Here is a 22897-nt window from a genome sequence, read left to right as displayed (position 1 = left end):
CTGCACATGAGGGGAGACAACAACATGGCACGCTTATCCGGTCTTGTTACGGCATCGGCGCTCGCGCTGGCCGCCGCCATCGCGCCGGCCTCGGCGCAGGAGGCTCTCCATGTCGCCTGGTATGGCGGCAATTGGGGCGACGCGTTCAAAGCCTGCGTCGCCGATCCCTTCACCAAGGCGACGGGCGTCGCGGTGGTGCCTGAAGTCGGCACCTCCACCGTCACCCTCGCCAAGCTGCAGCAGCAGAAGGACGCCCCGACCATCGACGTCGCCTGGATGGATGGCGGCGTGAGCGAGCTGGCGGAGGCCGCCGGCGTGCTGGCGCCGATCACCGAGAAAGGCGTGCCCAACCTGAAGGACGCCCTGCCCCAGGCGGTCTACACCAACGCCAACGGCACCTATGCCGTCGGCACCGGCTATTACTCGCTCGGCCTTACCTACAACACCAAGGAAATTCCGCAGGCGCCGACCTCCTGGAACGACCTCTGGAAGCCGGAATATGCCGATGCGGTGACCATTCCCTCGCCGGCCAATTCCTCCGGCGTGCCGTTCCTGTTCTTCCTGCACAAGATCTGGAACGCCCCGGCCGGCGACTTCGCCCCGGTGTTCGCCAAGATCAAGGAACTGAAGCCGGCGCTGTTCTTCGATTCCTCGGGCGCGGCCTCCAACGCTTTCCAGAGCAGCGAGGCGATCATCGGCGCGCATTTCAATGTCGGTGCCTTCGATCTGATCGCCAAGGGCCTGCCGATCGGCTTCACCGTGCCGAAGGAAGGCGTGTGGGCCACCGATGCCCGCCTGCACCTGGTGAAGAACGCGCCGCGCCCGGAGATGGCGCAGAAGTTCATCGACACCGCGCTGACGCCCGCCGCCTCGCAGTGCCTGGCCGAGAAGCTGTTCCTCGGCCCGTCGGTGAAGGGTGTGACCGTCTCGCCCGAGACCGCCGCCAAGCTGCCCTGGGGCGCGAAGGGCTCGGTTGAGAACCTCTATCTGCTGAACTGGACCGAGGTGAACGCCAAGCGCGCCGAGCTGGTCGACACCTGGAACCGCGAGATCGCCCGCTAACAGGGCGCGGGCCCGCCCGGGCGAAGCTTTCAAGCGAGGCTTCCGGGCGGGCCTCTCCCTCGACCTGCCGAGCTTATCCGCACCCGCGGCCGTGATGGCCCGCGCGCGCCGGCTCTGGCGTAGTCTGGCTTCGCCGACACCGGACGGCGCCCTTTTCCGCGCCGTCCGCTCTCCCGCGAGGACACGAACCGTGCCGCCACTTCTGTCGATCGACGCCGTCTCCAAGAGCTTTGCCGCGCACAGGGCGCTGGCCGAGGTCGACCTCGCGGTCGAGGCCGGCGAGTTCATCGCCCTGCTCGGGCCGAGCGGCTGCGGCAAGACCACGCTGCTGCGCTGCATCGCCGGTTTCCTCACCCCCGATGCCGGCCGCATCCGCATCGAGGACGACGACATCACCCACGCGCCGCCCTATCGCCGACCGCTGAACACGGTGTTCCAGAGCTACGCGCTGTTTCCGCATATGAGCGTCGCCGACAATGTCGGCTATGGCCCGCGCCGCGCCGGGGCGGGCCGCCGCGAGGCGCAGGAACGGGCGAACGAGGCCCTGGCGCTGGTCGGGCTGGAGGAGATGGGCACGCGGCTGCCGAGCGCGCTCTCCGGCGGCCAGCAGCAGCGCGTGGCGCTGGCGCGCGCCATCGTCAACCGGCCCAAGCTGCTGCTGCTCGATGAGCCGCTCTCCGCGCTCGACCTCAAGCTGCGCCGACGCATGCAGATCGAGCTCAAGCACATTCAGGAAAAGCTCGGCATCGCCTTCATCTTCGTCACCCACGACCAGGAGGAGGCGATGGCGATGGCGGACCGGATCGTGGTGATGAATGCCGGGCGCATCGAGCAGACCGGCACGCCGGAGGCGATCTACCGCGCGCCCGCGACCCGCTTCGTCGCCGAATTCGTCGGCGAGCCGAACCTCATTCCGCTGGAACCGGCCGGGCCGGGGCGGGCGCGGCTCGCCCTTGGCGGGGCGGAACTGCCCGCCGCGTCCGGCATGCGCTTCGCCATGGCCCGGCCGGAGGACATCGTCCTTATCGACGGGTCGGTGCCGGACGATGTCGCGACCTTTCCCGGCACCGTCGAGGAGGTGCTGGCCATCGGCCCGCTGACCACGCTGTTCGTGCGCTGCGGCGCCGCGGTGCTGAAAGTGGCGCGGCTCGGCATGTCCGGGGCGGAACTCGCGCCCGGTAGCACGGTGACGCTCGGCCTGCGCCCCGCCGCGCTGCACCTGATCGCGGAGTGAGTGCCGTGACCGCGCCGCGCACGACATTGGCTCTGCTGCTGTTCGCGCCGCTCGCCTTCTTCGCCGCCTTCTTCCTGGCGCCGATGGCGGTGGTGGCGCTGTCCAGCCTCACCACCGACGAGGGCGGCCCGACCTTCGCCCATTATGCCCGCATCCTGTTCGACCAGTACCATTGGGACGTGCTGTGGGTGACGTTCCGCATCGCGCTCGCCACCACGGCGCTGTGCCTGCTGATCGGTTTTCCGCTCGCCTGGTATCTGGTGCGGATCGTGCGCTGGCGCAGCTGGCGGCGGGCCTGTGTCATTCTCATCGTCGTGCCGCTGTTCACCTCCAACATCGTCCGCTCCTTCGGCTGGATGGTGCTGCTGGGACGCACGGGCCTGGTCAATCAGGGGCTGATGGGGATGGGGCTGACAGAGCGGCCGATCCGCTTCCTCGGCACCGAGACCGGCATTTTGATCGGCATGGTCTACATTTTGATGCCCTTCGTCGTGCTCTCGGTCGGCAATGCGCTGGCCAAGATCGACACCGCGCTGGAGGATGCCTCGGCCGATCTCGGCGTCGGGCCGGCGCGCACCTTCTGGTTCGTCACCCTGCCGCTGTGCCTGCCGGGCGCGGTCTCCGGCGCCATCATGGTGTTCGCTTTGGCGGTGAGCGCCTATGTGACGCCTGCTTTGCTCTCGGGCGGGCAGATCACCGTCTTCTCCATGCTGATCTTCCAGCAATATTCCTCGGTGTTCGATTTCCATTATGGCGGCGCGCTGAGCGTGACGCTGCTGGTGCTGACGCTGATCCTCGTCACCCTCGCCGGACGGATCGGCGAGCGCGGACGGAGGGCGGCATGATCGCGCGCCTTCTCATCCGCATCGTCGCGCTCGCCGCCCTGGCCTATCTGGTGCTGCCGCTGGTGGTGATCATCGGCGCGTCGCTGACGGAGACCAGCTACCTCGCCTTTCCCCCGCAGGGGCTGACGCTGAAATGGTTCGGCGTGCTGTTCGACGACCCCTCCTATGTCTCGGCCTTCATCACCTCAACCCTGCTGGCGCTGGCGGCGACCGGGGTGGCCGTGCTGCTGGCGGTGCCGGCGAGCCTGGCTTTGGCGCGCTATGTCTTCGCCGGGCGGGCGGCGGTGTCCTCGCTGCTGATGTCGCCCCTCGTGCTGCCCTATGTGGTGCTGGGCGCGGCGCTGCTGCAGTTCGGCAATGATTTCGGCCTGGCGCGCTCCTTCGAGGCGCTGCTGGTCGGCCATGTCGTCATCGTCATGCCCTTCGTGCTGCGCTCGGTGCTGCCGCTGCTGACCCCGGAGCAGCGGGCGCTGGAAGAGGCATCGGCGGACCTTGGCGGCCGGCCGCTCACCACCTTCTTCCTCGTCGTGCTGCCGCAGATCCGCGGCGGCATCGTCTCCGGCGCGCTTCTCGCCTTCATCTCCTCCTGGATCAATGTCGAGCTGTCGATCTTCAACACGACGTCGGCGCTCAACACCATCCCGGTGAAGATGTTCAACTACGTGCAGTACACGATCGACCCGACGATCGCGGCGGTGTCCGCGATCACCATCGTCGCGGCTGCGCTCGTCATCATCCTTCTCGATCTGCTGATCGGCCTCGACATGCTGTCCGAGCGCCAACAGCCCTAAGTCCAACGGAGCCTTCGCGATGCGCAAGCAGGATAGTTTCGACGTTATTTACACGCACACCGAGGGCGAGCCGCTCTGCATCATCCATAGCGGCATTCCCTATCCCGCCGGCTCGTCCATCCTGGAGAAGCGCGCCTTCCTGGAGGCCAATTACGACTGGGTGCGCACCGCGCTGATGCGCGAGCCGCGCGGCCATCGCGACATGTTCGGCGTGTTCCTCACCCCGCCCTCCTCGCCCGACTATGATGCTGGCCTGATCTATATCGACGGCACGCAATATTCCCACATGTGCGGCCACGGCACGATCGCGGTGGCCATGGCGATGGTGGCGAACGGCTTTGTGCGCCGCTCGGAAGACGGCATCACCAAGATCCGCTTCGAGACCACCGCCGGCCTCGTGCAGGCGGAAGTGGCCACGCAGGGCGAGGAGGTGTTGTGGACGCGCTTCGAGAACGTGCCGGCCTATGTCGCGGCGCAGGACATCGCCTTCGACCTGCCGGGCGTCGGCGCGCTGAAGGCCGACATCGTCTGGGGCGGCAATTATTTCGGCATCATCGATCTGCGCGGCACGGCGCTGAAGATCGGCCCGGAGAACGGCTCGGAACTCTCGCGTCTCGGCATTCTCGCCCGCGAGGCGATCCGCGAGAAGGTGAAGATCCAGCACCCCACCGCCGGCCACATCAACAATTTCAACTTCGTCACCTTCTGGCACGAGCCCACCATTGCCGGCGCGCTCTACAAGAACGTGCATGTGTTCAGCGCCGGCCAGCTCGACCGCTCCCCCGGCGGCACCGGCACCAGCGCGATGATGGCGATGTTCGAGGCGCGCGGCGTGATCGGGCTCAACCAGCCGATCACCTCCGAGGGCCTGCTCGGCACCGGCACGTTCGAGGGCGAGCTGATCGGGGAAACCCGCCTCAACGATGTGCGCGCCGTGCGCCCGACGGTGAAGGGCACCGCCGGCCTGCTCGGCACCGCGCGCTGGCTGATCGACCGCAAGGACCCGGTCGGCGCCGGCTTCCTGGTCGCCTGACACTCACGACGGTTCCAGAAATGAGAAGACCGGCGCCACACGGCGCCGGTCTTTTGCCGGCTTAGTGAGCGACCGGCTCAGCGGGCCATGGCGCGCAGGTCGGCGATCTCGGCTTCCGTGAGGTAACGAATCTTCTCGCCGCGCAGCAGGAAGGCGAGCCGGGCGGTCTCTTCCAGTTCCTCGGCATTGTTGACCGCGTCTTCGAGGTCCTTGCCCAGCACGACGACGCCATGCGAGGCGAGCAGGAAGGCGTTGACCGGGTGCGCCTTCGCCGCCACCGCGAGGTCGCGGGCGATTTCCGGCGCGCCGGGCCGGTAATAGGGAATGACCGGCATATAGCCGGCGCGCATCACGTAATAGGGCGTGAAGGGGCGCAGGGCATTGTCGGTCGGCAGGTCTTCCAGGCAGGACAGGGCGGTGAGATAGGTCGAGTGCAGGTGCACGATCGCCCCCGCCTCCGGCCGGGCCTCGAACAAAGCGAGGTGGAAGGCGAATTCCTTCGAGGGCTTGGGCCCCGGCACCGGGGTGCCCGCCGCGTCGATCTGGGCGAGGCTGTCCGGCGTCAGCCGCCCGAGGCTGCCGCCGGTCGGCGTGACGAGAAAGCCGCCTTCCTCCAGCCGCACCGACACATTGCCGGCGCCGCCGACGGAATAGCCGCGATCGAACAGGCTCTTGCACAGGGCGCACAGCTGTTCGGCCTTGGAGTTCCGGCTCATCTTCTTCCTCCACGCGATGGATGGGGGCCGGCGCGTCCGCCGCGCCGGCCCCCCGCATTCTCTCGAATAGGCTCTAGTTCGACAGCGCCCAGCTGGTGAAGCCGGGGACATAGGTGACGAGGCCCAGCACCGCCAGCATGATACCGATGAAGGGCAGCATCGCCGTCGACAGCCGCATCACAGGCACGCCGGAAATGCTGCTGGCGAGGTACAATGCGGTTCCCACAGGGGGCGTCAGCAGGCCGATGGTGAGGTTGATCACCATGACGAGGCCGAACTGCACCGGGTCGACGCCCAGATGCGCGGCGACCGGGCCGAGGATCGGCGTCATCAACAGGATCGCCGGGCCGCTGTCGAGGAACATGCCGACCACCAGCAGCATGACGTTGATCAGCAGCAGCAGCAGGATCTTGTTCTCGGTTAGGCCGAGAATGGCCCCGGCGATGGTCTGCGGCAGCCGGGCATTGGTCAGCAGCCAGCCGAACAGCGAGGTCGCGGCGATGATGGCGGCGATCACCGCCGTGGCGATCGCCGCTTCCATGCAGATCTTCGGGATGTCGGCGAGGGTGAATTCCTTGTAGACGAAAAGCCCGACCAGGAAGGCATAGACCGCGACCACGGCGCCGCCCTCGGTGGGGGTGAACACGCCCATGCGGATGCCGCCGATGATGATGACCGGCATCATCAGCGCCCAGCTCGCCTCCTTGAAGCGCTTCCACTTCTCCGCGCCGCTTACCCGGCCTTCCGTGGGATAGCCGTGCCGGACGGCGTAGAAATAGGAGTAGAGCGCGAAGCCGAGGCCGATGACGATGCCCGGGGCGATGGCGGCGAGGAACAGGTCGCCGATCGAGGCCTGGTTGGACACGCCATAGATGATGATGGCGATGCTCGGCGGCAGGATCAGCGCCAGGCTGCCGGAGGAGGCGACGAGCGCGGCGGAGAAGCCGGTATCGTAATTGCGCTTCTTCATCTCCGGGATCATCACCGAGCCCAGCGCCGCGACATCTGCCACGCCCGAGCCGGAGACGCCGCCCATGATGACGCCGCTTGTGGTGACGACATGGGCGAGGCTGCCGCGGATGTTGCCGACCAGCGCCAGCGCCAGATTGATGATGCGCCGTGTGATGCCGCCATGGCCCATCAGCGAGCCGGCCAGCATGAACAGCGGGATCGCCATCAGCGGGAAGGAGTCGACCGAGGTGAACAGCCGCTGGCCGAACAGGGCCATCGGGTAGCCCTGATAGAGGATCGCGCCGAGCGCGGCGAGGGCGATGCCGAAAGCGACGGGAACGCCGAGGATGAGGAACAGCGCGAAGCCGCCAAAGAGGAGAAGGGCGATCATGAGGCGACCTTTCCGCCGGAGGTCATGTTCTTCCAGGTCGCGCGCAGGGCAAAGTACAGCAGCGCCGCCCCGCTGAACGGGATGACCGTGTAGACATAGTACATGGGCAGGCCGAGCGCGGCGCTGCGCTGGTGCAGGCCGAACTGGATCAGCGACAGGCCACCGACCACCAGTGCCAGGCCGACCACGGCGACCAGCAGCGTGTTCAGCGTGGCGAGCCCGCGCGAGGGCCGGGCCGGCAGCAGCGAGACCAGGAAGTCCAGCGCGATATGCGCCTTCGACTGGAAGGCGGCGGCCATGCCGAGGAAGGTGATCCAGACAAAGATGTACCGGCCCAGTTCCTCGGACCAGCTCAGTGAGTTCTCGAACACGTAGCGCGAGATCACCTGCGCGAAGGTCACGCCCATCATGGCGAACATCAGCGCGCCGATGGCCCAGAGAAGAAATATGTGTATCAGCCGATCCAGCTTGTCCAAGCTCGTCTCTCCCTCAGGCGGCACGCCGAGGGCCATGCCCGCAACGGAGGCGAACCTGCGTTGCGGGCATGGCGGGCGCGGGCCGCGCGGGCCGGTGTGCTACCGCCCGAGTTCCTGCTTGATGCGGTTGTAGAGGTCCGGGTCGACCTTGGCGCCGAAGGCGTCATGGGCGGACTGGGCCGCGGCGGCGATCGGCGCGGTGTCGGGATGGCTGACCTTGAGGCCGGCGGCCTCCATCTTCTTCAGCATCTCGTCGGTCTTGGTGCGGACCTGCTCGTTTTCGAACGCCGTGGCGGCATTGGCCGCCTCGACGACGATCTTCTGCTGCTCGGGGGTCAGCTGCTTCCAGCGCATTTCGCTGATCGCCAGCGTCACGTACTCGTACTTGTGGTTGGTGAAGGACAGGTTCGACTGCACTTCGTTGATCCGGCCGCCAAAGATGAACGGGATCGGGTTCTCCTGCGCCTCGATGACGCCCTGCTCAAGGCCGGTATAGACCTCGCTCCAGGCCATCGGGGTCGGGTTGGCGCCGATGGCGCGCCAGGTCGTCACCATGGCGGGAATCTCGGGCACGCGGATCTTCAGGCCCTTGAGGTCGTCAATGCCGTTGATCGGCTTGTTCGACGTCACCTGGCGCGAGCCGCGCTCCCACCAGTCCAGAATGCGGACATTGGCGGTTTCCACCACGTTGCCGGCGATCTCCTCGCCGATCTTGCCCTTCACCACCTTGTTGAACTCATCCTGCGACTTGAACAGATAGGGCAGTTCCAGCAGCTGGATCGACGGGGCGAAATTGCCGAGCACGCCGGCGATGAGGCCGAAATCGACCGTGCCCATCTGCATGCCCTCGACCAGGTCGCGGTCGCCGCCGAGCGTCGAGTTGGGATAGATGGTCAGGGTGATGGCGCCGTTGGAGCGCTTCTCCAGCTCGTCCTTGAACTTCTGGGCGCCGAGATGCCAAAGGTCCTGCTCGGACTGGATGTGGCCGAGCTTGAGGTTCAGCACGTCCTGGGCGAGGCTGGGCGTCGGGGCCGCCGCGAGGGCGACCGCCGAAACGGCGGAGAAGACCGCCAGCTTCAGCATCTTCATGGTGGTGTTCAACACGTCACGTCCTCCTTTTGATCTTATGATTTGCGGCCCGCATCAGCTCGGGGCCGCGGCTTCAGTGGCCGCGCAGAACGGCGTCGGCCTCGGCGAAGAAATTCACGCCGCCGAAATTTCCTGACTTCAGGGCCAGCGCCACCGGGCGGCCCCCGGCCGGAACGGCGCGCAGCGCGGGGGCGCCGGGCGCGATTTCCGGGCCGATCTCCAGCGAGGTGAGGTCCAGCCCCTCGACCACGGCTCCCGAGGTCTCGCCGCCGGCGACGACGAGGCGTCCGACACCACCGGCGACCAGCGCCCGAGCGATGGCGGAAAACAGCGTCTCGATCGCCGCCGCCACGGTCTCGCGGCCATGGGTCTGCTGGGCGCGCCGCACTTCTTCCGGGTCGGCGGAAGAGAAGACGAGCGGGCGCGCGTCCTGCGCCAGCGCCCAGTCGGCGATTGCCTGCGGGTCGAGCCTCCCGGCCACGGCGTCATCGGCGGCAATCTCGAACACCGGCAGGCCGGCCTCGCGGTGGCGGGCGACCTGGCCTCGGGTGGCGGTGGAACACGAGCCGGAGAGCACGACGCACGGCCCCTCGACCCCCTGCCAGGCGCTGCCTTCGCCCGACAACAGGCCCTTGCGGCGGAAGTTCTCCGGCAGCCCCATGGCGATGCCCGAACCGCCGGTGACGAGCGGGGCACCGTCCAGAGCCGCGCCGATTTCCATCAGGTCTGCGTCGGACAGCGCGTCGACCACGATCAGCCGCGCCCCTTCCGCATCCGCGCGGGTGAGCGCCTCGGCAATGGCGGCGGCGCCCTTGCGCACCTCGGTAAAGCCGACATGGCCGACGCTCATGTCGGTCTGGCGCGCCAGCCAGCGGCGGATATCGGCATCCGTCATCGGGTTCAGCGGGTGGTGCTCCATGCCGCTTTCGCTCAGCAGCCGGTCATGGACGAACAGGTGGCCCTGATAGAGGGTGCGGCCGGCGCCGGGGAAGACCGGGCAGACCACGACCTTGCGCGCCTCCAGCGCCTCGGCAAGCGCCGCCGCCACCGGGCCGATATTGCCTTCGGGGGTGCTGTCGAAGGTCGAGCAATATTTGAACAGGAACTGGGTGCAGCCCTGCGCCTTCAGCCAGTCCAGCGCCGCCAGCGACTGGGCGATAGCCTCGCCTGCCGGAATGCTGCGCGATTTGAGCGCCACCACGCCGGCCTCGACCGACGGATCGGCCGGCGCGGTCGGCACGCCGGAATATTGGGTGACGCGCATGCCCTGCTTCGACAGGGTGTTGGCCAGATCGCTGGAGCCGGTGAAGTCGTCGCCAATGCAGCCGAGAAGCATGGTCAGAGCCTTTGCAGATGTTCGGTCCGGAGGGGCGCCCGCTCAGGGGGCGTCCCGTTCAGCGGGCGTCTTGGGTTTGCGCGCGCATGTCCCAATAGGTCTGGATCACCGTTTCGAGGTGCGCGCGCATCGCCGCCTCGGCGCGGTCCGCATCGCGGTCGCGAATGGCCTCGAAGATGTGGCGATGGGCGGCCATCGCCTTGCCCAGCCCGTCGGGATGGCTGAGCGAGAAGCGGCGCTGCTCCTCCAGCAATTCCAGCACGACGTGGTAGAGCGTATCGAGCAGCGGATCCTGCGCGATGCTGGCGATGCGGTGGTGGAAGGCGTCGTCGCTGGCGGAGAAAGCCGGAATGTCGCCGGCGCTGCTCTCATTCGTCACCAGCAGCTTTTCGAGATCGGCGATATCGCCATCGGTGGCCAGCCGCACCGCCTCGCGGACCAGCGCCACCTCGACGAAGATGCGGGTCTTCTGGAACTGGCGGATGCCTTCCGGGCGGGCGACCAACATCCTGGCCGCCCCCGACAGCAGCTGCAGCAGTTCGCGCGGGTCAGGCTCCGTCACCCGGGTGCGGTCGCCATTCGCCACCGAGAGCATGCCGGTCTTGCTGAGCCAGAGCAGCGCCTCGCGCACCGCCGGACGGCCGACGCCGTAATGCGCCATCAGCTCGCGCTCGGAAGGCAGCTGGTCGCCCACGCTGAGCTCGCCCGACAGCACCCGCGCCTCGATGTCCTTGGCGATCTGGTCGGACAGCCGGTCGCGGCGCAGATGGGCCGGGGTGCCGAATCCGCTCATGCGCCGAGTTTCCCGGTGATCTCGCGCTTGGCCTCGACGATCGCGGCGAGGAAGCCGTCACGCCATTTGCGGCGGGCGGCGAGGTCTTCGGCCGGCACATCGGCGCGCATCTTCGCCTCGATGGCGGCGACCAGCTCCGGCGTCCATTCGCGCGGGTCGGCCTGCTCCTTGGCGAGGCCGTAATACATCGGGCCGAGATTGGCGCAGTATTCGGCGACGCCCTTGGCGGCGTTGAGGTCAATGGTGGCGAAGGGGCCCATGAAGCACCAGCGCAGGCCCAGCCCGTCGGCGACCGCAGCGTCAACCTCGGCCGGGGTGCAGATGCCGTCCTCGACTAGGCGGAACGCTTCGCCCAGCAGCGCGCTCTGCAGGCGGTTGACCACGAAGCCGTTGATCTCGCGGGTGAGGGTGATCGGGCTCTGGCCGACGGCGCGCATGAGGTCGCGGGTAAAGTCGAGCGTCTCGGTGGCGGTCCAGGGCGCCGGGATCAGCTCGACCAGCGGGATGAGGTGCGGCGGGTTGATCGGGTGCGCCACCAGGCAGCGGGCGGCGTTGGCGAGGCCTTCGGTGAAGACCGAGGCGGGAAAGCCCGAGGTGGAGCTGCCGACAATGGTGGTCGGCGCCAGCAGCGCGTCCATCTCGCGGTAGAGCGCCTGCTTGATCGGCAGCCGCTCCGGCGCGCTTTCCTGCACATAGTCGGCGCCATCCAGCGCGTCAGCGAGGCTGGTGGCGATCCGGCAGCGGGCGGCAAGGGCGGCGTCGGCCGCGCTGACAAAGGCGAGCGCCGCCTCGGCCGCCGCCGGGGTGCGGTCATAAATCGCCAGATCATGCCCGGCACGGGCGAAGACCAGAGACCAGGACGAGCCCACCACGCCACAGCCGACGATCGCAATCTTCATGTCTCACAGCCCTTTAACGGTTCGCCGCGACGGCCGGTCCCTTGTCCGGATCGCCCCCTAGCGGGGAGCGCGCGCGAACATTCGTGCCGCCGCATGATCATCTGATCTGGTATGACAGGTTGATAGACTGATCGTCAACCTGTCCTGCATACCAATTCCACACCCCCGAACAGCGCCGCGCAGGCGCCGGCCTTCCGCCTCCGGGGAGAGGCGGGGAGCCGCATTTGACGTGTGGAAAGGTTGCGAGGTGGCCGGCGCGCTGGCGGGCGGCGCAAAGGCGGGGGCCTAGGTGCCGGGCCCGAGCCAGAGGGCGGAGGAGGCCGGGATTTCCACCCAGACGCGATCGCCGATCGCATGCGGTTCGCGCGCGCCGGGGTGGAACACCTCGTCGACGGTGATCTCCTGCCCGGCGATGAGGATGCCGAAGCGGATGACGCTGCCGAGGAATTCCCGGCGCATGATCTCGCCCTCGAAGGCGCTGGCGCTGGCGGGCTTCTCCTTCGACAGCTTCGCCACCTGCGGGCGGAACACGAGGCGTGCCTCCGCCGGCAGCACCGCATCGCGCGCGATGTCGATGCGCAGGCCGCCCAGGCTCTCGAAATGGCGGTCGCTGCCTGATGTCACCACCTTGCCCTCCAGCACATTCGCGGTGCCGAGGAAGGTGGCGACGAACAGGTTGGCGGGGCGCTCATAGAGCTCCACCGGCGTGCCGACCTGCTGCACCACGCCGTCATTCATCACAGCGATGCGGTCGCAGACCGTGTTGGCCTCTTCCTGGTCGTGGGTGACGAAGATGGTGGTGAGGCCGAGCCGCTGCTGCAAATCGCGCAGTTCGCGGCGCACCTGCACCCGCATCTTGGCGTCGAGGTTGGAGAGCGGCTCGTCGAGCAGCAGCACCTTGGGCTCGATGACGACGGTTCGCGCCAGCGCCACGCGCTGCTGCTGGCCGCCGGAGAGCTGGGAGGGCCGGCGCTCGGCGAGATGGCCGAGCCCGACGATCTCCAGCGCCGCCGCCACCCGGCGCTGGATCTCGGCGCGCTTGACCCCGCGCTCCTCCAGCCCGAAGGCGACATTGCGGGCGACGCTCATATGCGGCCACAGCGCATAGCTCTGGAACACCAGCCCGACATCGCGCTTCCAGGGCGGCAGGTCGCTGATGTCGCGCCCGCCGACGACGACGCGGCCGCTATCGGCGGTGTTGAAGCCAGCGATCAGGCGCAGCAGCGTGGTCTTGCCGCAGCCGGAGGGCCCGAGAAAGGCGAAGAACTCGCCGGGTTTGATGTCGAGGGAGACGTTCTTCAGCACATGGTTGCTGCCATAGGAGAGGTTCACCCCCTCAATGTGCAGATCGACCGCCGCCGTGTGCAGGACGGCCGCAGCGTCGTCGGTGATGGCGTGAGCGTTCATCGGGCGGCCCCCGTGGTCTTCTGGTTGCGATCAATGATGTATTGCGAGAGCAGGGTGCAGGCGGCGACCAGCACCACGGCGATGACGCCGAGCGCCGCGCCGGGCCCGCGACCGGCGGCGGACTGCATGAAGACATACAGGCCATAGGCCAGCGGCGCGTCGGCGTTGGACTGCACCAGCATGAGCGTGGCGGAGAGTTCCACCGCCGCCGTGGCGAAGCTGGTGACGAAGCCGGCGAGGATGCCGCCCATCATCAGCGGCACCACGATGCGCCGCACGGTGCGCGGCTTGGTGGCGCCGAGATTTTCCGCCGCCTCTTCCAGCGAGACGGAAATCTGCTGGAGCGCGGCGTAGCAGGCGCGCAGCGCATAGGGCAGGCGGCGGATTGCCAGCGCGATGACCAGCACGATCCACATCGTCGCCAGCGGCGTGCCGTCCGGCAGGCGGATATCGTAGAAGGTGCGAAGATAGCCGATGCCCAGCACCACGCCCGGCACGGCCAGCGCGGCGGTGGCGGCCCAGTCCAGCCAATGGCGGCCGATCAGCTTGGTGCGCAGCACCAGATAGGCGATGGCGGTGCCGACCACGACGTCGATCAGGCCGGCGATCGAGGCGTAGATCAGCGTGTTCTTGATATAGACCGAGCTCTCGCCGAACACCCTGGCGTAATGGGCCACGGTGAAGCCGTCCGGCAGCGGGCTGAACGACCAGATGGTGGCGAAAGACAGCAGCAGCAGGCCCAGATGCGGCGCCAGCACCAGCGCCAGGATGAGGCCGACGACGCCATAGGCGACCACCTGCTCCCAGGGCCGCATCGTGCGCTTGGCGAGCCCGCCGCCGCCGCGCTGGGTGGTGGCGTAGTCCCGCCCGCGCAGCGCCAGCGCCGACACCCACATGGCGAGCACCGACACCACGATCAGCACCACCGCGATGACGTAGCCCATCGGATCGGTGAGGCCGATCGAGGTGACGCGCAGATAGGCCTGCGGCGCCAGCATGTCCTTCACATTCAGCAGCAAGGGCGTGGCGAGATCGTCGAACACCTTGACGAAGACCAGCGAGGCGCCGGCGACATAGCCCGGCATGGCGAGCGGCAGCACGATGCGCCGGAACATCCGCATGCCGGAGGAGCCGAGATTCTGCGCCGCCTCTTCCATCGAGCGGTCGATATTGCGCAGGGCGGCGGAAAGGTTGATCAGGATGAAGGGGAAATAATGGATGGCCTGGACGAAGATGACGCCGTTCAGCCCTTCCATGAAAGGAATGCGGAAGCCGAAATACTCGTTCAGCAGCAGGTTGACGCTGCCATTGCGGCCGAACAGCAGCTGCATCGCCACCGCGCCGACAAAGGGCGGCATGATCAGCGGCACGAAGCCGAGCGTCTGGATGATCAGCGCGCCGCGAAACTCGAAGCGGGTGGTGATGTAGGCCAGCGGCAGCGCGAACAGCGAGGCCAGCACCACGGTCATCGCCGAGACATAGGCCGAGTTCCAGAACGACCGCATGAACAGGTCGGTGCGGAAGAAGTCGGCAAAATTGATCAGGGTAAAGCTGCCGCTGCCCTTCTCGGTGAAGGCGACATAGATGACGGAGCCGACCGGCACCAGCAGGAAGGCCAGCAGGAAGGCGGCGAGCCCGAGCGCCAGGGCGATCTGGCCGGTGGTTCCAGGCACGCGCCAGCGGCGCGCCGGGGCCTGGGTGAAGGCGAGCGACATGCAACACGCTCCAGCTATGGCGTGGGAGGAGGGGACGCGGCGCCGGCGCCGCGTCCTATTCGGGGAAGGTCAGGCCCGCGCGCGGCTCAGTTGGCGAGCGCGGCGGCTTCCGCGACCTTGGCCTTCGCCTTGGCGTAGTTGTCCTTGGCGAAGGAGGCCCATTGCTGCTCGATCTCGGCCTGGCGGGCGCCCTTTTCCTTGCCGCCGCTGAAGGCGGCGCGCACTTCCGCGCTCGAGGCCTGCTCCTCGGTGACGGGGACGGCGCCGATCAGCGCGCGCGCTTCCTTGATGAGGGCGCGGGCCTGCGGGTTGTCCTTGGCCTTGAGCTTGCCCTCCACCTCATGGATCGACTTGGTGACCGACTTCAGGTCATCCAGCTGGAAGGAGATGAGCTGGTCGAACAGCGTGTCGACCACCGCCGTGCGCTTGCCCGACTTCTCGACGTCGAACATCGTCATCGACTTGAAGCGCGGATCGGTGAAGGGGTTCGGGTAGCCCTCGGGCGCCTTGGCGTAGACGGCGGGGTTGACCGGCAGGCGGCGGATGCTGGGCTCCAGCAGCACTTCCTGGCCGGCGGGCGAGAGCAGGAAGTTGACGAATTTCTGCGCGTTCTCGGTGTTCGGGGCATTGGCGACGATGCCGACATTGGCCGGCACCACCGTGGTGACGGTGGGATAGACGAACTTCACCGGGAAGCCCGAGCCCTGGGCGGAGAAGGCGAAGAAGTCGATGACAATGCCGTAGCCGACCTGGCCGGAATTGACCGCTTCCGGCACGCCGAAGGAGCGGTCGGTGATGGTCTGGAAGTTGCCTGCCATGTCCTTGATGGTCTGCCAGCCCTTGTCCCAGCCCTCGCCCTGCAGGATCGTCTCGATCGTCAGGTGGGTGGTGCCGGAGCGGGCGGGCGAGGCGATGGCGACATGGTCGTAATAGGGCGCGGCGGCGAGGTCGTTCCACTCCTTCGGCTCGGGCAGCTCATTGGCGCCGACATAGCGGGTGTTCCACATGATGCCGTAGCCCGACGCCGCGAAGCCGAAATAATAGCCGTCGGGGTCGTTGATCGGGTAGGCGCCGATCTTGTCGGGTATGCCCTCGGCGGTGGGGGTGAACTTCTGCAGCAGCTGCTTGGACTTCAGCACCTCGAAGGCATCAGGCGCCGAGGCCCAGAACAGGTCCGTCTGCGGGTTGGAGCGGGTCTCGTCGAGATATTTCACGCCCGCATTGGTGTTGCGGTTCTGCACGTCGAGCGAGATGCCGGGATTGGCCTTCTCGAACGCGGCCTTGATCGGGTCGGTGACGTCCTTGGAAAAGGAGGTGACGACGGTGACCTTGCCGGACTGCGCCAGCGCGGCCGGGGCGGCGGCGAACGAGGCAAGCGCAAGGGTGGCCGCGAGGGCGGCGGAACGGATCATGGCGTTTTCTCCCAAAAGTCTGCTTTGGCGGCCCGAGGGCTGCGCGTGCCTCTCCGCAACCCGCGTGCCAAGGCGCGCTTGGTGGATAAAGACCATTCCTATCAAGCGTTTATGCGGAGAGGGTCGATGCGGTCGGACGCGCATGGGTCAGCGCGGTAACAGCGCGCGCCGCCCGCATGGGTCATTAAGGTAACATCGCGGCGGCGTTTCAGCCTCGGCGCTCAGTCCTCGACCGCGTCGCGCTCCAGCCCGTGCTTGCGCATCTTCAGGTAGAGCGTCTTGCGCGAGATGCCGAGCGCCTCGGCGCTCTGCCCGACCCGCCCCCCATGGCGCGCGAGCGCCTGGGCGATGGCGTGGCGTTCGGCGATGTCCATCATCGCCTCCAGCGACAGTCCGTCCGCCGGCGCCGGGGACGACGCCGAGACCGGCTGCGCCTCGTCCTCTAGCCCCAGCACATGGCGCTCGGCGGCGTTGCGCAGCTCGCGCACATTGCCCGGCCACGGCCGGCGCATCAGCTCGCTCAGCGTTCCGGCCTCCACCGGGCGGGCCGGCACGCCGTCGCGCGCGGCGACCATGGCGACGAAATGCCGGAACAGGGCCGGGATGTCCTCGCGCCGGTCGCGCAGCGGCGGCAGGCGCACCGTCACCGTGTTGAGCCGGTAGAGCAGATCCTCGCGGAACCGCCCCTCGCCCGCCTGCGCCAGCAGGTCGACCTTGGTGGCGGCGAGCACGCGGATGTCGACTTTGATCTCCGCATTCGAGCCAAGCCGCTCGATGCTGCGCTCCTGCAAGGCCCGCAGCAGGCGCGTCTGCGCCGCCAGCGGCATGGATTCGATCTCGTCGAGGAACAGCGTGCCCTTGTGCGCGTGCTCGATCTTGCCGATGCGCCGCTCGCGCGCCCCGGTGAAGGCGCCGGCCTCATGGCCGAACAATTCGCTCTCGATCATGTTCTCGGGGATGGCGGCGCAGTTCACCGCGACGAAGCGCCCGGCCCGGCGCCGCCCGAAATCGTGCAGGGCGCGCGCGGCCATTTCCTTGCCGGTGCCGGTTTCGCCGAAGATCAGCACATCGGTGCGGGTGTCGGCGAGCACGGCGAGCGTGCGGCGCAGGCGCTGCATCGGCTCGGCGCGGCCGATGAGCCGGGCGGCCCACACATCGTCCGCCGCGTCGTCGTCGCGCGCGGCGTCTTCGCGCAGGGCCCGGTTCTCCAGCACCAGCCGGCGCTGTTCCAGCGCGCGGCGGACGGCTTCCACCAGCAGCACCGGATCGGCCGGCTTCTCGATGAAATCCCACGCCCCCGCCCGCAACGCGCGCAGCGCCATCGGCACGTCGCCATGGCCGGTGATCAGCAGCACGGGGATGTCGGGATCGATCCGGCGCACCTCGTCCAGAAACGCGAACCCGTCCATGCCGGGCATGCGCACATCGGAGACGACCACGCCCTCGAAGCCGGGCGACAGCGCCTTGAGCGCCGCGGTCGCGCCGGCGGCCGGGGCCACGGCCAGCCCGTCCAGCTCCAGCGTCTGGCCATAGGCGTGGCGGACCTCGGCGTCGTCATCCACCAGCAGCACGTCGGGCGGGCTGGTCATGCCGCCTCGTTGAGTTCGATGGCGAAGGTGCTTCCCGCCGGCGAGCTTTCCCGCAGCAGCAGGCGGCCGCCGAAATCGCGGATGATGTTGAACGACAGCGACAGGCCGAGGCCGAGGCCCGAGCCCGGCGGCTTGGTGGTGAAGAACGGGTCGAAAATGTCCGTGTGCATGCCGTCTCCAATTCCCGTGCCGCTATCGCTGATCTCGATTCTCACCTGCTCGGCGCCGCGCGACGCCCGGATCTCGATCCGGCGCCGCGGGGCGTTGTGAACCGCGTCCATCGCATTGGCGATGAGATTGACCAGCACCTGTTCCAGCCGCACCTCCTCGGCAAGGACGTTCAGCCCCGGCGGGATGGCGCGTATCATCTCGATATGCTCGTCGGCAATGCGCTGGGCGAACAGCGACAGCGCGCCCTCGATCACCGCATCGAGGCTGACCGGGCCCATGTCGGGCTCCGGGCGGCGGGCGAAACGCTTGAGATGGGCGATGCTCCGCGCCATGCGGACGGTGAGCCCCTCGATGCGGGCGAGGCTTTCCGCCGCGTCCTCGGTGCGCCCGCGCTTCAGCAGCACGGCGCCGTTATGGGCATGGGAGCGCAGCGCGGCGAGGGGCTGGTTGAGCTCATGGCCGATGCCGGCCGCCATCTGGCCGAGCGCGGCGAGCTTGGCGGACTGCACCAGCTCGTCCCGCGTCTGCCGGAAGATGGCGAGCGCGCGGGACAGCTCGTCCAGCTCGTCGGCGCCGAAATAGCCCTGCGCCTGCGGCGCCGGCAGGTCCACCGGGCCGCCGCTGGCAATGGCGCCGGCGGCGAGGGTGAGCCGTTCCAGCCGGGCGATCAGGCTGCGCCTGACATAGAACCAGCCCACCAGCACGGCGACGCCGAGCGAGAGCAGGGCGATGGCCAGCAGCAGGCTGCGGCCGACGACGATGGCCTCCGCCGCGCGGGCGGCGGCCGCGCGCGCATCGGTTTCGATCTGCCGCGCCACCGTGCCGATGCTGCCGCCGAGCTCGGCGGCGAGGTCGCGGCTGGTGGCGAGCCGCTTCTGCCCTTCCTCGGACGCCGCGATTTCCGCCACGCGGAGGCCCGGCAGGCCGCTTTCCGCATCGGCCAGCGCCGCGAGGCGGCCGACGATCTGGCGCACGGTGATGCTGTCGGCCCAGCCCTGCAGCCGCCTGCCCTCGACCACCAGCTCGTCCACCGCCTCGCCGAGGAAATGCCCGGTCTGGCGCAGATCCTCCGGCACCCGCACGCTGGCGACCTGCCCGAGCAGGCCGATGGACAGATGCGCCTGCGCGCTCAAGGCGAGGATGGCCTCGGTCTTCGAGGTTTCGTCGCGCAGGATGCGCTGCGCCGCTCGCGCGACCTCACCCGCCTGTCCCACCTGTTCCAGCGCGGCGTTGATATTGAAGCGGGCGTCCTCGACCAGCGGCTCGACCTCGTCCACCAGGTCGGCCTGCAGCCAGCGCAGTTCGTCGACGATGGCGCGGGTGCGCGCCTCGATGTCGAAGCGCCGGCGGGCGGCCTCGTCCACGGCGTCGAGCGTGCTGCCGAGCGCGTCCACCAGGCGGCGCAACGCCCCGAAACCCTGCGCGCCCTCGCCCCTCGGGGCGGTCTCCAGCAGGCGGCGCAGGTCGCCGAGCCGGACCCGCGCGCGCTCCATCGCCAGATCATGGGCGTCGCGGCGCTCGGCGGTGGCCAGCTCGGTTGCCGCCGCCGTCAGCCGTCCGCCGGCCTGCGAAAGCTGGGCGGCGAATACCAGCGCCGGCACATGGCCGCGCGCGATCGAATCGAGTTCCGACGACAGCCGCGCATAGGACAACCAGCCGACGCCGCAGGCGATCACCGCCAGCGCGCCGACGCCGATGAAGGCGACCAGCAGCCGCCCGCCAATGCCGAAGCGCGTTCTCTCCCCGCTCACGGCGCGGCCTTGCCCGACCGCAGCGCCGGCAGCCGCCCGCGATCGACCAGATGCCGCCGTCCGGCCTCGGCGGCCGCGCGCGCCTCGCCCAGATTCTGCGCGGTCCATGCCTGGATGCGCGCGGTCAGCGCGGTCTGTTCCGCCGAGGCCGGCAGGCCGCGCGGCACCCGCACCAGCTTGACCTCGCTGGCGAGGCGGGCGGCCTCGGTCTCGCCGAACGGCATCTGCGCCAGCAGCGCCCGTGCCCGCGTCACCTCGCGGGCGGCGTCGGTGTCGGGCGCGGCCAGCAGCGCCGCCTCGACCTCGTAGATGGTGCGCCAGATCTCGGCGGCGTCGCTGAGCGGGAAGGTGATGATCTCGTCAAACAGGATGTTGATCAGCTCATAGCGTTGCGCGGAGCGGCCGGCGTCGAAGCTCCAGGTCGCCGCCTCGTCGCCCAGCGCGAAGGGGTTGGGGCCGTCTGTGGCGCCATCGGCATAGAATTCCGGGCGGATCGGCTGGCGGTCGATTTTGGGGTCCAGCAGCAGAAGCTGGCCGGGCACCGACAGCAGGAAATCGACAAAGGCGTTCGCGGCCTCCCCATTCACCGCATCCTTGAGCAGGGCGATGCTGGCGGGAGTGAACACCTTCTGTTCGGGAAAGCTGAAGCGCACCGGCCCGGCATCCAGCTCCGTCGGCTGGGCGAGGAAATCGATGGTGATGCCCACCCCGAACCGCCCGCGCGACACGCCCGCCGCCACCCCGAAGCTGCGGGCGGTGACGGTGGCGAGATTGCCCCCCACCTGCCGCCACACCGCCCAGCCGGTTTCCCACCCTTCCGATTGCAGCAGCGCCTCGACCATGAGGTGGGTGGTGCCGGAGCGCGAGGGCGAGGAAATGCCGACATGGCCGTGATAGACCGGCGCGGTCAGGTCCCGCCAGCGCTGGGGCACGCTGAGCCCATGGCGGGCCAGATAGGCCTCGTTCCACACCACGCCATAGCCGGACAGGGCGAAGCCGAGATACATGCCGGACGGATCGTTCACCGGATAGCCCGCCACGATAGGCGGGGTGCCGGTGTCGCGCGGGGCGAGCGGGGCGAGCCGGCCCTCCAGCTTCAGCAGCTCGAACGCATCGGGCGCCGAGGCCCAGAACAGGTCGGCCTCCAGCCGCTCGCCGCCGGTGATCAGCGCCACGGCGGCGGTGGTCTTGCGCTGGACGAACTCGACCTCGATATCCGGCCGCGCCTGTTGAAACGCCTTGCGGTAGAGCTCGATCATCGAGGGCGGGAACGAGGTGACGATCCGCAGCGGGCGGGCAGCGGCCGGCATCGCCTGCGCGATCAGCAGGCACAGGCCGATGAGGGCCAGAGCGCATATGCGGTGCTTCACCGCCTTCTCCCGGATTGTGACGTTTCTTGTTGCGCCACCATCGCCGGAGTGCGGGCGGCCCGCAACCATGTGCGCCCGATGGCTCAGCCCGGCAGGGTCAGCGCGCGCAGCACGAGCGAGGCGGCCAGGGTGAGCATGACGATGCCGACGCCGGCGTCGAGCACCCGCCAGGCCGCCGGCCGGGCGAAGAGCGGCCGCAGCAGCCTTGCGCCATAGCCAAGCCCGGCAAACCAGGAAAAGCTCGCCAGCGCCGCCCCGGCGACGAAGACAGGCCGCACCGCTTCGGGCTGGGCGGAGCCCGCCGCCCCCATCAGCAGCACGGTGTCGAGATAGACATGCGGGTTGAGCAGGGTGAAGCCGGCGGTCGCCATCAGCGCCCGGGCGAGCGTCGTCTCGCCCGCCGCCATGACCGCCATCGCCTCGGGCGCCGCCATCCGCCGCAGCGCCTGCACGCCATACCAGCCGAGAAAGCCGGCACCGCCGAGCGCGAGCAGCGTGGTGAGCTGGGGCAGGGCGGCGAGGAAGGCCCCCACCCCGGCGACGCCGGCAGCGATCAGCAGCGCATCGGCGGTGCCGCAGAACAGCACGATGGCGCCGACATGTTCGCGCCGCAGCCCCTGCCGCAGCACGAACAGGTTCTGCGCGCCGATGGCGATAATGAGGGCGCCCGAGAGCAGGAAGCCGGTGGTGAAGGGCAGGAGCAGGGTGGTCATGCCGGGGTGATGGCGCGCGGCGAGACCGAAGTAAAACTTGTTCTTCTAAGGCTGATGAAGCAAAACTTCATTCATGCTGGATTACCCCGCCCTTGCCGCTGTCGCCGCCGTGGTGCGGGAAGGCTCGTTCGAGCGCGCCGCCGCCGCGCTCGCCATCACCCCGTCCGCCGTCTCGCAGCGGGTGCGCGGGCTTGAGGAGCGGCTCGGCGCGATCCTCATCATCCGCAGCCAGCCCTGCGAGGCGACCGAGCTTGGCCGCAGCCTCTGTGCCCATCTCGATCGTGTGCGCCTGCTTGAGCACGATCTGGCGCCGACGCTCGGCAGCATCGCCGCCGGCGCGGGCGAGCGGCTGACGCTGCCCCTGGCGGTGAATGCCGACAGCCTCGCCACCTGGTTTCCCGCCGCTGCCGCCGCCTTCGGGCGGGTGGCGCAGGTGTCGCTGGATCTCGCCCTCGACGATGAGGCCCACACCGCCACCCGGCTGCGCGCCGGCGAGGTGCTGGCCGCTGTGACCGCCGAGCGCGAGCCGGTGCAGGGCTGCCGGACGATCCCGCTCGGGGCGCTGCGCTATGCCGCCTGCGCCAGCCCGGATTTCGACGCGCGCTATTTCCCTGCCGGCGTCACCGCCGCCGCGCTGGAGACGGCGCCCTGCCTGCGCTTCGACCGGCGGGATTTCCTGCAGGCGCGCTGGGCGCGGGCGGCCCTGGGCACCGAGACGCTCGGCCCGGTGCATTGGGTGCCCTCGACCCACGGCTTCCTCGACATGACGCGGGTCGGGCTGGGCTGGGGCATGCACCCGACCGTGATGGTGGAGGACCACCTCGCCGCCGGCCGGCTGGTGGAACTGGTGCCGGCGCAACGGGTCGATGTGCCGCTCTACTGGACGGTGATCCGCCTCCAGACCCGCGCGCTGCGCCAGCTGACAGAGGCGGTCTGTGCGGCGGCCGGCGCGGTTCTCAGCCGCTGAGGCCTCGGCAGGAGCCCCGGCCGCGCTGTCCTTCCACCCCGCGCGATCGGCCAACGCCTCTCGCCTAACCGAGGGTTGCGGTCTCGTCCGTCAGTCCATCTGGCGAGGCCAACGGAAGACACGGCAGAATCCGGGTCTTATCGAGAATGTCGATACCGCCCATTGTTTATCGGAATGGCGCGGGAC

The 22897-nt window shown here is 68.7% G+C and carries 20 protein-coding genes; 6 read left to right on the top strand and 14 right to left on the bottom strand.

The genetic code is table 11. From position 1 onward, the window contains the following. Nucleotides 1–24: 24 nt before the first annotated feature. The 5 genes from BLO63_RS08650 (at nt 25) to BLO63_RS08630 (ending at nt 4965) form a co-directional block, all read left to right on the top strand. Nucleotides 25–1062 carry an ABC transporter substrate-binding protein gene (locus BLO63_RS08650; RefSeq protein ID WP_091439153.1) on the top strand — a complete coding sequence of 346 codons (1038 nt, stop codon included), beginning with the start codon at nt 25–27 and terminating at the stop codon, nt 1060–1062. A gap of 190 nt (nt 1063–1252) precedes the next feature. Next, on the top strand, nt 1253–2296 hold the full coding sequence (locus BLO63_RS08645) for an ABC transporter ATP-binding protein (RefSeq protein WP_162841794.1): 1044 nt from the start codon (nt 1253–1255) through the stop codon (nt 2294–2296). Between the two features lie 5 nt (nt 2297–2301). Then, nucleotides 2302–3141, top strand: coding sequence for an ABC transporter permease (locus BLO63_RS08640; RefSeq protein WP_244517766.1), 840 nt, complete (start codon nt 2302–2304; stop codon nt 3139–3141). Continuing rightward, nucleotides 3138–3932 carry an ABC transporter permease gene (locus BLO63_RS08635; RefSeq protein ID WP_091439148.1) on the top strand — a complete coding sequence of 265 codons (795 nt, stop codon included), beginning with the start codon at nt 3138–3140 and terminating at the stop codon, nt 3930–3932. The genes BLO63_RS08640 and BLO63_RS08635 overlap by 4 nt, the downstream gene beginning before the upstream one ends. A 19-nt stretch (nt 3933–3951) precedes the next feature. Continuing rightward, entirely contained in the window at nt 3952–4965 is a 1014-nt protein-coding gene (locus BLO63_RS08630) for a proline racemase family protein (protein WP_091439145.1), read from the top strand. A gap of 77 nt (nt 4966–5042) precedes the next feature. Here the strand turns inward: BLO63_RS08630 and otnC are convergent, their stop codons facing one another. The 14 genes from otnC to BLO63_RS08560 form a co-directional block, all read right to left on the bottom strand. Continuing rightward, a complete protein-coding gene (gene otnC, locus BLO63_RS08625; protein ID WP_091439142.1) occupies nt 5043–5681 on the bottom strand; it encodes a 3-oxo-tetronate 4-phosphate decarboxylase in 639 nt (212 codons plus the stop codon). 73 nt (nt 5682–5754) lie between these two features. After that, the gene (locus BLO63_RS08620) at nt 5755–7023 is read right to left on the bottom strand and encodes a TRAP transporter large permease (protein ID WP_091439140.1); all 1269 of its coding nucleotides are present in this window, start codon (nt 7021–7023) and stop codon (nt 5755–5757) included. Then, nucleotides 7020–7499 carry a TRAP transporter small permease gene (locus BLO63_RS08615; protein WP_091439137.1) on the bottom strand — a complete coding sequence of 160 codons (480 nt, stop codon included), beginning with the start codon at nt 7497–7499 and terminating at the stop codon, nt 7020–7022. Before BLO63_RS08615 ends, BLO63_RS08620 begins: the two co-directional genes overlap by 4 nt. Nucleotides 7500–7598: 99 nt before the next feature. Then, nucleotides 7599–8603 carry a TRAP transporter substrate-binding protein gene (locus BLO63_RS08610; RefSeq protein WP_091439135.1) on the bottom strand — a complete coding sequence of 335 codons (1005 nt, stop codon included), beginning with the start codon at nt 8601–8603 and terminating at the stop codon, nt 7599–7601. Between the two features lie 58 nt (nt 8604–8661). Next, complete coding sequence (gene otnK, locus BLO63_RS08605) at nt 8662–9924, bottom strand: 3-oxo-tetronate kinase (protein ID WP_091439132.1); 1263 nt, start codon at nt 9922–9924, stop codon at nt 8662–8664. Nucleotides 9925–9982: 58 nt separating this feature from the next. Next, nucleotides 9983–10717: an FCD domain-containing protein gene (locus tag BLO63_RS08600; RefSeq protein WP_091439129.1), complete on the bottom strand. Its 735-nt coding sequence runs from the start codon at nt 10715–10717 to the stop codon at nt 9983–9985. Beyond that, entirely contained in the window at nt 10714–11616 is a 903-nt protein-coding gene (locus tag BLO63_RS08595) for a 3-hydroxyacyl-CoA dehydrogenase (protein WP_091439128.1), read from the bottom strand. Before BLO63_RS08595 ends, BLO63_RS08600 begins: the two co-directional genes overlap by 4 nt. A 285-nt stretch (nt 11617–11901) precedes the next feature. Continuing rightward, the gene (locus BLO63_RS08590; protein ID WP_091439125.1) at nt 11902–13023 is read right to left on the bottom strand and encodes an ABC transporter ATP-binding protein; all 1122 of its coding nucleotides are present in this window, start codon (nt 13021–13023) and stop codon (nt 11902–11904) included. Then, nucleotides 13020–14738 (bottom strand): ABC transporter permease, encoded by a 1719-nt coding sequence (locus tag BLO63_RS08585; RefSeq protein WP_091439123.1) that lies wholly within the window; start codon nt 14736–14738, stop codon nt 13020–13022. Before BLO63_RS08585 ends, BLO63_RS08590 begins: the two co-directional genes overlap by 4 nt. 86 nt (nt 14739–14824) lie before the next feature. Then, nucleotides 14825–16150, bottom strand: coding sequence for an ABC transporter substrate-binding protein (locus tag BLO63_RS08580; RefSeq protein WP_091439121.1), 1326 nt, complete (start codon nt 16148–16150; stop codon nt 14825–14827). A 221-nt stretch (nt 16151–16371) separates the two neighbouring features. After that, a complete protein-coding gene (locus BLO63_RS08575; protein ID WP_091439119.1) occupies nt 16372–17739 on the bottom strand; it encodes a sigma-54-dependent transcriptional regulator in 1368 nt (455 codons plus the stop codon). Further along, on the bottom strand, nt 17736–19661 hold the full coding sequence (locus tag BLO63_RS08570) for an ATP-binding protein (protein ID WP_091439116.1): 1926 nt from the start codon (nt 19659–19661) through the stop codon (nt 17736–17738). Before BLO63_RS08570 ends, BLO63_RS08575 begins: the two co-directional genes overlap by 4 nt. Next, the gene (locus BLO63_RS08565; RefSeq protein WP_091439115.1) at nt 19658–21031 is read right to left on the bottom strand and encodes an ABC transporter substrate-binding protein; all 1374 of its coding nucleotides are present in this window, start codon (nt 21029–21031) and stop codon (nt 19658–19660) included. Before BLO63_RS08565 ends, BLO63_RS08570 begins: the two co-directional genes overlap by 4 nt. Before the next feature lie 83 nt (nt 21032–21114). Beyond that, nucleotides 21115–21744: a LysE/ArgO family amino acid transporter gene (locus BLO63_RS08560; protein ID WP_091439112.1), complete on the bottom strand. Its 630-nt coding sequence runs from the start codon at nt 21742–21744 to the stop codon at nt 21115–21117. 73 nt (nt 21745–21817) lie between these two features. Here BLO63_RS08560 and BLO63_RS08555 point away from each other — a divergent pair, with 73 nt between their 5' ends. Beyond that, the gene (locus BLO63_RS08555; RefSeq protein ID WP_091439111.1) at nt 21818–22711 is read left to right on the top strand and encodes a LysR family transcriptional regulator ArgP; all 894 of its coding nucleotides are present in this window, start codon (nt 21818–21820) and stop codon (nt 22709–22711) included. Nucleotides 22712–22897: the final 186 nt, after the last annotated feature.

Origin of the sequence: Ancylobacter rudongensis (assembly GCF_900100155.1) — a bacterium.
GTDB lineage: Bacteria > Pseudomonadota > Alphaproteobacteria > Rhizobiales > Xanthobacteraceae > Ancylobacter > Ancylobacter rudongensis.
The sequence above is the reverse complement of the archived record's forward strand: the minus strand, read 5'-3'. Positions and strand labels throughout refer to the sequence as shown.

What these genes read in the sequence shown, in the direction of transcription:
- BLO63_RS08650 (WP_091439153.1), top strand. Translation starts at nt 25, where the DNA reads ATGGCACGCTTATCCGGTCTTGTTACGGCATCGGCGCTCGCGCTGGCC.
- BLO63_RS08635 (WP_091439148.1), top strand. Translation starts at nt 3,138, where the DNA reads ATGATCGCGCGCCTTCTCATCCGCATCGTCGCGCTCGCCGCCCTGGCC.
- BLO63_RS08630 (WP_091439145.1), top strand. Translation starts at nt 3,952, where the DNA reads ATGCGCAAGCAGGATAGTTTCGACGTTATTTACACGCACACCGAGGGC.
- otnC (WP_091439142.1), bottom strand. Translation starts at nt 5,681, where the DNA reads ATGAGCCGGAACTCCAAGGCCGAACAGCTGTGCGCCCTGTGCAAGAGC.
- BLO63_RS08620 (WP_091439140.1), bottom strand. Translation starts at nt 7,023, where the DNA reads ATGATCGCCCTTCTCCTCTTTGGCGGCTTCGCGCTGTTCCTCATCCTC.
- otnK (WP_091439132.1), bottom strand. Translation starts at nt 9,924, where the DNA reads ATGCTTCTCGGCTGCATTGGCGACGACTTCACCGGCTCCAGCGATCTG.
- BLO63_RS08600 (WP_091439129.1), bottom strand. Translation starts at nt 10,717, where the DNA reads ATGAGCGGATTCGGCACCCCGGCCCATCTGCGCCGCGACCGGCTGTCC.
- BLO63_RS08595 (WP_091439128.1), bottom strand. Translation starts at nt 11,616, where the DNA reads ATGAAGATTGCGATCGTCGGCTGTGGCGTGGTGGGCTCGTCCTGGTCT.
- BLO63_RS08590 (WP_091439125.1), bottom strand. Translation starts at nt 13,023, where the DNA reads ATGAACGCTCACGCCATCACCGACGACGCTGCGGCCGTCCTGCACACG.
- BLO63_RS08585 (WP_091439123.1), bottom strand. Translation starts at nt 14,738, where the DNA reads ATGTCGCTCGCCTTCACCCAGGCCCCGGCGCGCCGCTGGCGCGTGCCT.
- BLO63_RS08580 (WP_091439121.1), bottom strand. Translation starts at nt 16,150, where the DNA reads ATGATCCGTTCCGCCGCCCTCGCGGCCACCCTTGCGCTTGCCTCGTTC.
- BLO63_RS08575 (WP_091439119.1), bottom strand. Translation starts at nt 17,739, where the DNA reads ATGACCAGCCCGCCCGACGTGCTGCTGGTGGATGACGACGCCGAGGTC.
- BLO63_RS08560 (WP_091439112.1), bottom strand. Translation starts at nt 21,744, where the DNA reads ATGACCACCCTGCTCCTGCCCTTCACCACCGGCTTCCTGCTCTCGGGC.
- BLO63_RS08555 (WP_091439111.1), top strand. Translation starts at nt 21,818, where the DNA reads ATGCTGGATTACCCCGCCCTTGCCGCTGTCGCCGCCGTGGTGCGGGAA.